This is a genomic window from Streptomyces sp. ActVer, from assembly GCF_027270795.1.
Classification (GTDB): domain Bacteria; phylum Actinomycetota; class Actinomycetes; order Streptomycetales; family Streptomycetaceae; genus Streptomyces; species Streptomyces umbrinus_A.
In genome coordinates this window covers 1-9,255 of the sequence record NZ_JAPWHT010000410.1, presented here as the reverse complement: position 1 = coordinate 9,255, position 9,255 = coordinate 1, and the positions used below count along the sequence as shown (strand labels likewise).

Sequence of the window (9,255 nt, the reverse complement as noted above, 5' to 3'; positions counted from 1 at the left end):
CACCGGGAAGCCCGAGGGGTCGAGGAGGTCAACGCCCTTGCCGTCGCCGGGGGCGCCCGCTCGGTCGAGGTCCCGTATGATCGCCTCGCCGGGGGCGCCGGCGACCAGGTCGTCGCGGCCGTCGCGGTTCACGTCCGCGACGGCCAGGGAGGCGCCGAAGCGGTCGCCGGTCTCGGCGACGCCCGGCACGCCGACCGTGTCCTGGCCGAGGGTCTGCGCGCGGTGGCCGAAGGAGCCGCCCGGGCCGCTGCCGTAGTGGACTTGGATGCCGCCGCCCTTCGCGAACTCCTCCGGGCCGCACGGGTCGTCGATGTTCTCGTCGGCGATCTCGCGGCACTCGCCGAGGGCCAGGTCGTCGTTGCCGTCGCCGTCGAAGTCCCCGGCGGCGAGGGCCGAGACACCGGCGTTGTCGGTGTTCCAGGTGTTGGCCATGCCCTGCTCCGCCGCGTCCCAGGCCCACAGCCGTACGTGCGACTGGGTGAACGGGGCGTCGACCGTCCAGTACGCCAGGGCCAGGTCCGCCGTGCCGTCGGAGGTGAAGTCGCCCGTGGTGAGGATGGGCGCGCGGCCGCCCATGGGGGCGGTGAGGACGGTGGTGAGGATGCCGTCGGCGGTACGCAGCACGACCTTGTCCCGGCCGCCGATCACGATGTCCCTGCTGCCGTCCCCGGTCAGGTCGGCCGCCGCGACCGACCCGCCGTACGCCGCCGGCGCCGCCGGGCCGGTGAGGACCGTGGACCCGTGGCTCGGGCCGCCCTTCGCGCCGCCCACGACGGTGACCATGCCCGCGTCCACGCCACGGTCCGTGACGTCCTCGCCGGGTGCGCCGGCGAGCAGCTCCGCGATGCCGTCGCCGTTGAGGTCCTCTAGGACCGCGGAGGCCCCGAACCGGTCGCCCGCCTCCGGAGAACCGGGCACTTCAGCCGTGGACTGGCTGACCCGGATGCTGCCGCGGGAGCCGAGCCCCTTGGGACCGCCCCACACGACGTTGACGTATCCGGCCTTCGCCTTGCCGCCGACGGCTCCGTCGGGGACGCCGACGGCGAGGTCGGCGTAGCCGTCGCCGTTGAAGTCGCTCGTGGTGGGGGAGGGTTGGGCCGCGGCCGCGGTGGGCGCGAGTGTCAGGCCCGCGGTGACCGCCGCGGCGACGGTGGCGGCGATTGCGTACGTCCGTATGTGCACGGGGGCTCCAGGGTGGTGACCGGGAACTGCGGTTCACCTGTGTGACACCTGGAGGCTGCCAGGGGTTGTGGCCGCGTACGGGTTCGTTGCCGCGTGCTCGTTCGCTGGGCGTGCGCGTCCGGTGGGGCGTCAGGCCCAGAACTCGGCCTCCTTCTCCATGTCCTCCTGGCATTCGTCGATGTCGGTGAACTTGTCCCCCACGATCCGGAAGATGAGGCAGCCGTTCTGCTCGATCCGCTTGCCGTTGCGCTCGGCCGTGTAGCGGTGCATGGAGACGGCGTGGCCCCGGCCGTCGACGAGTATGTGGCTCATCTCGACCTTGAAGGTCCCGTTGGTCTCCTCGAAGAGCCGGCCGTACAGCTCCATGACCGCGTCCTGCCCTTTGTAGTCGCCGGAGAGCATGTGACTACCGGGTACGTGGTGCGTACAGTCCGATGCCATCATGCCGCGCAGGGTGTCCATGTCACCCCTGGTGAAAGCGTCATAACCCTTGCGGACGAGCATTGCGTTCGGGTGTTCAGCCATCGTGATCGCCGCCTTTCTGTTGCTTGGCGTCTTATGGCCGACATTTTGATTATCCCGCGTTATTGGGTTTTTGTGCAGAGTTCGCACCAGACGTACTTGCCCGCCGTGCCGTTGACCTGGAACCAGCCCCAGTCGTCCGCGTACGCGTGCACGATCCGCAGGCCGCGGCCCGTCTCGTCGTCCTGGGGCTTCGCGCTCGGTGGCGCAGGGTCCGTGTCCCACGCGCCGAGCCGGAACGAGTTCCCCGACCGTCTGAGCTTCAGGGCGGCGGGGCCCTCAGTGTGCCGGATGGCGTTCCCGAGGAGCTCGGAGGCGAGAAGCTCCGCCGGTTCGACGAGGGTGGGGAGGTGGTGGCTGGTGAGGATGTCGCGGAGTGCGCGGCGGCAGATGCCTACGGCTCGGGGGTCGTGGGGGATGTAGAGCGTGTACTCCCAGGGTGCGGGCATGGGCATGCGGTCTCCTGGTGGGGAGTGGGTGGGGGGTCGTCGGGGCGGTGGCTCTGTCTGGCCCGGCATGGCGTGGCGTGGCGTGGCATGACGGGGGGATGCACTTCCGCTCCGAGGAGTGTTCGTTGCGTCACTTACGGTAGGGGTAAAGGTGTAACCGACGCAAGGTGGACTGAGATACTCAAGCCCTCAACTCCTGGGAAAGATGAGGAATATGGTCGCAAGGAGCGTCATCACCGCGCGTCAGGAGCGCCTCGGTGCCGAGTTGCGCAAGCTCCGTGAAAGGGCGGGCCTGACGGGACGAGAGGCTGCTCGGGCGCTGGGTATCGCGGAGACTCAGCTGTCCAGTACGGAGGCGGGTCGCGTCGGGGTGAGCGCCGAGCGCGTACGGCACTGGGTCAGCGAGTACGCGTGTGATGATGCTGCGCTTGTCGACGCGCTGGCGGCCATGGCGACCGAGCGTGGGCATGGTTGGTGGGCCGGGTATCGGGAGCAACTTCCGCCCAGTTTCCTCGACTTGGCGGAACTGGAGCATCACGCCACGTACCTGAGGTCATTCGAGAACGTGCACATTCCTGGCCTGTTGCAGACCGAGGAGCAGGTGCGGGCGGCGTACGCCTCTCCGGGGACCACGTTCGGCGAGGAACGGATCGAGGCGCGTGTCGCGTTCCGCCTGCGGCGCCAGGCGGTGCTCGAAGAAGCCGACTACGAGGTGGTCGTCCATGAGGCTGCGCTGCGCGTCAGGTGGGCCGACCGCAAGGCAGCTCAACGGCAGCTGCTTCACATCCTGGAGCAGTCCGAACGTCCCCAAGTCACCGTGCGCGTCGTGCCGTTCGATGTGGACGGGTTCACGATGATCGGCACACCCGTGCTCCTGGCTGGCGGTCCTGTCCCCCAGTTGGACACCATCCTGCTGGATCACCTGCACGCCGGGACGTTCATGGACGCGGAGGCGCAACTGCGCCTGTATCGCCGGGTGATCAACTCCGTGGAGAGCGCCGCGCTGGGGGTCGTAGAGTCGAGAGACTTCATCCACCGGCTCGCGCAGCACATCTGAGGGGACCCGCAATGACACCGGTCATGCAGTGGCAGAAGTCGTCCTTCTCTGACGGAGAGGACGCACCCAACTGCGTTGAGATGGCCGCTTGGCAGAAGTCGTCGTACTCCGGCCCTGAAGATGCGCCCAACTGTGTTGAGGTAACCGCCCGCCAGGGCACCCGTACCCTCCTCCTCCGCGAAAGCGACGAGCCCGACACCGTCATAGCCGCTACCGGCGCCGGGCTCGCCGCCCTCATACGGCACCTTCGCCCGTAGGGCCCGTAGGCGGCAGCGCTCCCTCCAACTCCCCCGCCGCGGCAAGGGTGTTGGTGAGGCGGGCGCGCTCGCCGTCTCCCAGCGGGACACCGCCGGCCTCCGTCAGGAGGGTGCGGGCGCGGGGAGCGTCGTCCAGGCGGAGGGCGAGTTCCGCGCGGTAGACGAGGGCCTCGACCAGCTCGACAGGGTGGGCGGAGGCGCGCTCGCGGGTCAGGGTCGAGTCGAGGATGCGGGCGGCCTGGTGGGTGTCGCCCTTGGAGTCGCCGAGGACGATGGCGTTCTCCAGGGCCTTCGTGAGCCTGCCCGTGGGGTACGAGGGCTCGTCGGGTACGTCCTTGTCCTCCGTCGCCGGGAAGAAGCGGCCATACGGCTCCCTCGGGTAGTCAAACTTGATGACTCCCCGAGGGTATCCGTGAGTGCTACTGGAGCGTGCCGTCTAGGAGCTTCTCCTCCGCGGACGTCGCGCCCGTCGTGGTGACACCCGTCGGGGAACCCGGCAGGCGCAGCGTGTTCACGCTGCCGCGTACGTACAGGTCGGCGCGGCCGTCGGCGTTCGTGTCGCGGAGGCGGACCGCGTAGCCGAAGGACTCGCCCTCCTCCAACGCGCCCGGTACGCCTGCCGAGTTGCGGGCGAACCACTGTGAGCGCGTGCCGGACAGCCCCGACGCGCGGCCGTACAGCACGTGGACGCCGCCCGCGTACTCCTTGCCGTTGATGGCCTCGCCGGGCACGCCGACCGCCAGGTCCTTGTAGCCGTCGCCGTTGGCGTCGCCGGCGGAGACGGACCAGCCGAACTCGTCGTACGTCTCCGGGGAGCCCGCCACGCCGCTCGTCGCCTGGGTGATGCGGGTGCTCGTGGAGGGGCCGGACGACGAGCCGTACCAGACGGAGACCCGGCCCTTGGACTTGGAGTGCACGGCGGTGCCGACCGCGATGTCGCCGTAGCCGTCCTTGTCGAAGTCGGCGATGACGCCGTCGCCGCCGCGGTCCGTGCTTCCGCCGTTGCCCGACAGGGACTCCAGGCGCAGGGTCTTACCGGACGTCAGGGTGGAGCCGCCCTTGACGAACCAGGCGTCGGAGGCGATGTACGAGTCGGTGACGACGTCGCCGATGACGACGAGGTCGGTCTTGCCGTCGCCGTTCACCTTTCCGGCGATGAGGGCGGTGGAGTAGAAGGACGTCGTCTTGTCGAGGGTCGTGACGGAGCCGTGGACGCCGGAGCGGTTGACGGAGCCGCGGTAGACGTACGTCTTCGCGTCGTTGACGAGGGCGAGGTCGGTCTTGCCGTCGCCGTTGAAGTCGCCGGTGGCGAGGTCGGAACCCATCCGGTTGTAGGAGTCCTTGGGCGCCTTGTCCGGGACGGTCGTGCCTCCGGAGAGGCCGTTCGCGCCGCCCCAGAGGATGGTGACCGCGCCCTGGTCCTTGCGGCCGTCGACGTCCTCGCCGGTCGCGGCCACGGCCAGGTCGCCGTATCCGTCCTTGTTGAAGTCGGCGGCGGTGCGGACCTCGCCGAACTGGTCGTCCGTCTCGTCGGCGCCGGGCACACCGGGGCTCGCCTGGCCGACGAACTGGGTCCGCGTACCGGGGCCGTTCGCCGTGCCGAAGGTGACCTCGACGCCACCGCCCTTGCTGTCGCCGCCCCAGTAGACGGCGTAGTCGCGGTACCCGTCGCCGTTGAAGTCGTCGGCGTACTTGGCCGCGGCGGCGGAGGCGGGGGTGGTGAGGGTCAGTGGGGCCACGCCCGCGGCCAGGACGGCGGCGAGGGCGGTGGTGGTGCGCAACTGGCGCTTCATCGGGTGGAGGTCTCCAGAGGAGTGCGTGAGGGGGGGAGGGGAGCCGGTCCGGGACCGGTCCGTCCGGGACCGGTCCGCGGTCAATCCGCCAGCTCGGCCCAGAAGTTGGTGAGAGCGGTCTGGCCCAGGCTCGCCAGCGTCAGGACCTGGGAGCCGGTGCCCGTCGGGCCGGACGAGGTGCCCGGGAGGAGGTGCAGGCGCTGCCGCGTCGACGGGGCGGCGGCGAGCAGTTCGGCGCGGCCGTCGCGGGTGTGGTCGCGGAGGCTGACCGAGTAGCCGAACGCGGCCCGCTCGCCGGGTTCGCCCTCGATGCCCGCGGTGTTGTAGTCGTAGGCGCGGGAGTTCTTGCCGGTGAGGCCGGACGCGCTGCCGCGCAGGACGGTGACCGCGCCGGCCGCCATGCGGGGCGGCGGGCCGCCCGCCTTGACGGACACGCCCGCGTCGGCGGACGTCGGCGCGGCGATGATCTCGCCCGGGGTGCCGACGGCGAGGTCGGCGTAGCCGTCGCCGTTGAAGTCCCCGGGGTCCGGGTTGTCGGACGGCTTTCCGGCGGCGGGCCTCTTCGGTCCGCTGTCGGGGCGGTCCGGGGAGCCGTCACCGCCGCACGCCACGGCGAGGCTCGCGACCAGGGCGACGGCCACCGCCGCCGGCCCGGTCCTGGAAGTGCGCGGCATCAGCTCCCCATGCCCAGGAACTCCGAGGTGGAGAAGGTGAGTTCGGGCTCCCGCGCGAGCAGGCCGTTCTTCGTGCCCGGGTACACGGCGATCGTGTCCTTGGTTTCGCCGCGGTACGTGCGCACGACGAGATCGGCGCGCCCGTCCCCGTCGAGGTCGGCCACCTTCAGCACGCGGGTGGTTCCCCGGGCGGGCGGCGGCACGGTCACCATCCCGGCCTTGGACAGACCCGTCGCACGGCCCTTGAGGATCCGCAACTCCGAACCGCTGGAGACGAGTTCGCTGAGCCCGTCCCCGTCGAAGTCCCCGGAGTCCAGGACGGTTCCGGCGACGTCGAGTGTGCCGCGCAGGGTGCCCGGAACGTCGTAGCGCAGCGCGGTCCCGGTCATCGAGCCGATCGCCGCGTCGAGCCCCTTGCCCTTCCCGAACCGGCCGAACGCGACGTCGACACCGCTCGGGAGGGCGACCGCGGTCCCGGCGGGCCCGGTCGGTCCGCCCGGGACGAGGGAGGAGGTGGACGCGGAGGCGGCGGAACCCTCGGCGGTACGGACGATCAGGTCGTCGTACCCGTCACCGTCGACGTCCACGGCCGGTGGTGTGGCCACGTTCCCCGGTGAGGGGAGCGGCGCACCGGCCGCCTTCGGGGCGCCCTTGCGCGTGAAGGGCCCGCGCAGATAGCTGAGCCGCCCGTCGGAGGCGTGCACGACGAGATCGTCGGCCTTGTCCTTGTTGAAGTCCCCGCACACCGGCTGGTCCGGCCAGTCGTTGCCGAAACGTGCCTGCGGGGGAATCGCCAGCTTCACCGCCTTGCCTGCCAGCCCCCGGGCCGAGCCGAAGAGGATCTGCAGCGGGACCGGCGGCTGACCCTGCCCGTCGAACGGCGGGTCGGTCGAGACGACGAGGTCCGTGTACCCGTCCCGGTCGAGATCGCAGCTCGCCTCGGCGTCGAAGACGGCGGGCAACTGCCCCTTGGTGGCGGGCGCGTTGCGGGCGGCGCTCAGCAACTGCCGGGCGCCGGGGGCGAGTCCGCGCGCCGATCCGTAGACGACACCGATTCCGGCGTCGTCGCCGTGGCTGTCGCGCTTCACGAGATCGTTGAGTACGAGGTCCGGGTGTCCGTCCCCGTTGAAGTCGTCGGCCGCCTTGCTGCCCTTGCCGAGCGGCACGGGGAGCCGGGCGGGGGCCTTGGCGACGGTGAGGGGCTCACGCTTTCCCGCCGAGTCCCCGTCGCCGCTGTCGGCGGTCGGGCCGCATCCGACGGCGAGGCTGCCGCCGAGGACGCATCCGGTCAGGGCCGCCACAATCCGCGTACTAACTCTTCGCCCACGCACCGTGAACCTCATCCGACCCGGAAACAACAACGCCGGTCATCATGCACTTGTTCGAGCCGAGGGTAAATGGTGGTAACACGCCACCATCTCGGGAAGCATGGCCGAACCTCACCGTCGGCCCGGCGGCATGAATACTGGGCGCATGCCGAAGTCCCTGCCGGCCGTGCTGGGCGTGAACCTGTTGCTGGGAGTCCCCGGCGTCGTTCCGGTGTGGCTGCTGTCGTACTTCGCGGTGAACTGGCCGCTCAAGGCGCTCGGCTGGACCGTCGGCGAGCCCACGGAGAACGACGGCATGCTGCCCTGGCTGCTGGTCGGCGGCCCGGTCCTGCTGCTGTTCGGCCTGGTCTGGTGGCTCGCCAACCGCCCGCTGCGGCGCAGGTCGGCCCTGGGACCCCGCGTGTACTGGCCGGTCGGTGTCCTGACGACCCTGGTGCCGTCGTTCGCGCTCGTGATCGTTCTATGACAGCGGGATTGCATACGAAGGCACTGGGCCGCGAGCATGCTCGCGGCCCAGTGCCGTGTCGTGCCGCGTCCTGGCGGGTGGTTCGGGACCCGTCCGTCAGGAGCTGTTGCTGTTCGACCGGGTGAAGAACTCGATCTCCGCGATGGACACCTGCTTCTTGGGGTCGGCGGCGTAGGCCGACCGCACGATGAAGCGCACCGAGGTTACCGCCCCGACCCGGAACTTGCGCCGCTGGCCGCCGGCGCTCTGGTCCAGGTTGATGATCCGGGTGGTCTTCTTGCCCTCGGCGGTGGTGATCACGGCCTCGATGCGGTGCGGGAGGGCCGACTGCGAGAGCTTGTCCGGCTGGGTCGACACACCTGAGGTGATGACCAGGTCCAGCAGCCGGGTCGGCTGGGCGAACCGGGCTTCCAGCCACTGCCCGTCGCCGGACCCCGAGACACCCGGCCCCCACCAGGTGTTGCTGAGCTTGTCGAAGGCGAGTGGCGCGCCGTGGCCGGAGTACGAGCGCGACGCCTTGACGCTGTCCGGACCCACCGCGGCCCGCTTGGCGAAGTGGTCGCGGGTCGCATTCACCCCGTCACCGATGTTGAGCACGAGCGTGATGATCAGGGCGAGTACGAGGCCGCCGACGACCCAGTTCATGACGGCCCCGAAGCCGCGGCGCAGCCGGGGGCGGTCACCGGCCCACGGGGTCTGCGCGACGCCGAAGCCGGGTATCCGGCGCCACCAGGGCTGCCGGCCCGGGGCCGACGGCCCGCCCCCGGCCATCGGCATGGCGCAGCGGCCGCAGTAGTGCCGGTCGGGGAGGTTGAGGGTGGCGCACCAGGGACAGGGGGTGCCGCCCTGCGGGCTGAACTCGGGTCCCGGGGCGCGGACTTGGGGTCGGTTCGCGACCGGCCGGCCGGGCAGTACGGGCGCGACGGCGGGGGACGCGGGCGCGCGGGGCTCGGGGTCGCTCACCGGGATCAGGAGAGACCTGGCCCGTTCGGCCGTGGAGTCGGAGGAGCCGGCGGAGTCCGTGGACCCGGAGAAGCCCGTGGAGCGGCTGGAGTGCGTGGAGTGCGTGGAGTGCGTGGAGTCGGTGGACGGGTGGTGGCCCCGGCTCGCGGTGGTCGGCACCGGCTCGGTGTCGGCGGTGTCGTCGGGGTGCATGTCCGGGTGGGTGTCCGGGCGGGTGTCCGGGCGGGCGTTGTCGCGCGCGCCGGGGGAGAGGTCGAGCGAACCGTAGGAGGCCGGAGCGGCGGGGGAGTTCGTGTCCCACTCCTGGAGTCCCGCCGACCCCGCGCCTCCGTACGCCGCGGGGGCGGAGTCCGGCGCGGTGGCGGAGTGGTCGTGCCGCGGCGGGGAGGACGGCGCCGTGCCGGATCCCACGGGCGCGGCGGGCGACTGCCGTGTCCCGGCACGCCCCGAGCCGTCCGAGCCGTCCGAGCCGTCCGACTGCCGGTGCCCGGCCGCCGAACCGGAACCGTCCGCGCCGCCCGACTGCCGGTGCGCGGCCGCCGACTCGGAGTCGGGCGCGGTGTC

The 9,255-nt window shown here is 71.3% G+C and carries 10 protein-coding genes; 3 read left to right on the top strand and 7 right to left on the bottom strand.

The window, feature by feature from the left end; translation table 11 throughout:
* The 3 genes from O3Q52_RS41895 to O3Q52_RS41885 all read right to left on the bottom strand — a co-directional run.
* The coding region (locus O3Q52_RS41895) for an FG-GAP-like repeat-containing protein (protein ID WP_269653797.1) at positions 1-1,182 on the bottom strand (1,182 nt) is incomplete at its 3' end.
* Between the two features lie 129 nt (positions 1,183-1,311).
* Entirely contained in the window at positions 1,312-1,707 is a 396-nt protein-coding gene (locus O3Q52_RS41890; RefSeq protein WP_269653796.1) for a nuclear transport factor 2 family protein, read from the bottom strand.
* 59 nt (positions 1,708-1,766) lie between these two features.
* A complete protein-coding gene (locus tag O3Q52_RS41885) occupies positions 1,767-2,159 on the bottom strand; it encodes an ATP-binding protein (RefSeq protein ID WP_269653795.1) in 393 nt (130 codons plus the stop codon).
* A 208-nt stretch (positions 2,160-2,367) separates the two neighbouring features.
* On the opposite strand from O3Q52_RS41885, the gene O3Q52_RS41880 reads away from it, so the two are divergent.
* Positions 2,368-3,210 (top strand): helix-turn-helix transcriptional regulator, encoded by an 843-nt coding sequence (locus tag O3Q52_RS41880; protein ID WP_269653794.1) that lies wholly within the window; start codon positions 2,368-2,370, stop codon positions 3,208-3,210.
* 11 nt (positions 3,211-3,221) lie between these two features.
* Entirely contained in the window at positions 3,222-3,467 is a 246-nt protein-coding gene (locus O3Q52_RS41875; RefSeq protein ID WP_332112994.1) for a DUF397 domain-containing protein, read from the top strand.
* Between the two features lie 419 nt (positions 3,468-3,886).
* Here the strand turns inward: O3Q52_RS41875 and O3Q52_RS41870 are convergent, their stop codons facing one another.
* The 3 genes from O3Q52_RS41870 to O3Q52_RS41860 all read right to left on the bottom strand — a co-directional run bounded on the left by O3Q52_RS41870 (position 3,887) and on the right by O3Q52_RS41860 (position 7,235).
* The gene (locus tag O3Q52_RS41870; protein ID WP_269653792.1) at positions 3,887-5,260 is read right to left on the bottom strand and encodes an FG-GAP and VCBS repeat-containing protein; all 1,374 of its coding nucleotides are present in this window, start codon (positions 5,258-5,260) and stop codon (positions 3,887-3,889) included.
* Positions 5,261-5,340: 80 nt separating this feature from the next.
* Positions 5,341-5,934 carry an FG-GAP repeat protein gene (locus O3Q52_RS41865; RefSeq protein ID WP_269653791.1) on the bottom strand — a complete coding sequence of 198 codons (594 nt, stop codon included), beginning with the start codon at positions 5,932-5,934 and terminating at the stop codon, positions 5,341-5,343.
* Positions 5,934-7,235, bottom strand: coding sequence for a VCBS repeat-containing protein (locus O3Q52_RS41860; protein WP_269653790.1), 1,302 nt, complete (start codon positions 7,233-7,235; stop codon positions 5,934-5,936). Before O3Q52_RS41860 ends, O3Q52_RS41865 begins: the two co-directional genes overlap by 1 nt.
* Positions 7,236-7,407: 172 nt before the next feature.
* On the opposite strand from O3Q52_RS41860, the gene O3Q52_RS41855 reads away from it, so the two are divergent.
* Positions 7,408-7,728, top strand: a complete 321-nt coding sequence (locus tag O3Q52_RS41855) for a hypothetical protein (protein WP_269653789.1) — start codon at positions 7,408-7,410, stop codon at positions 7,726-7,728.
* Between the two features lie 96 nt (positions 7,729-7,824).
* Here O3Q52_RS41855 and O3Q52_RS41850 read toward each other — a convergent pair.
* Positions 7,825-9,255 (bottom strand): zinc ribbon domain-containing protein (locus O3Q52_RS41850; protein ID WP_269653788.1); only part of this gene is annotated, 1,431 nt, incomplete at its 5' end.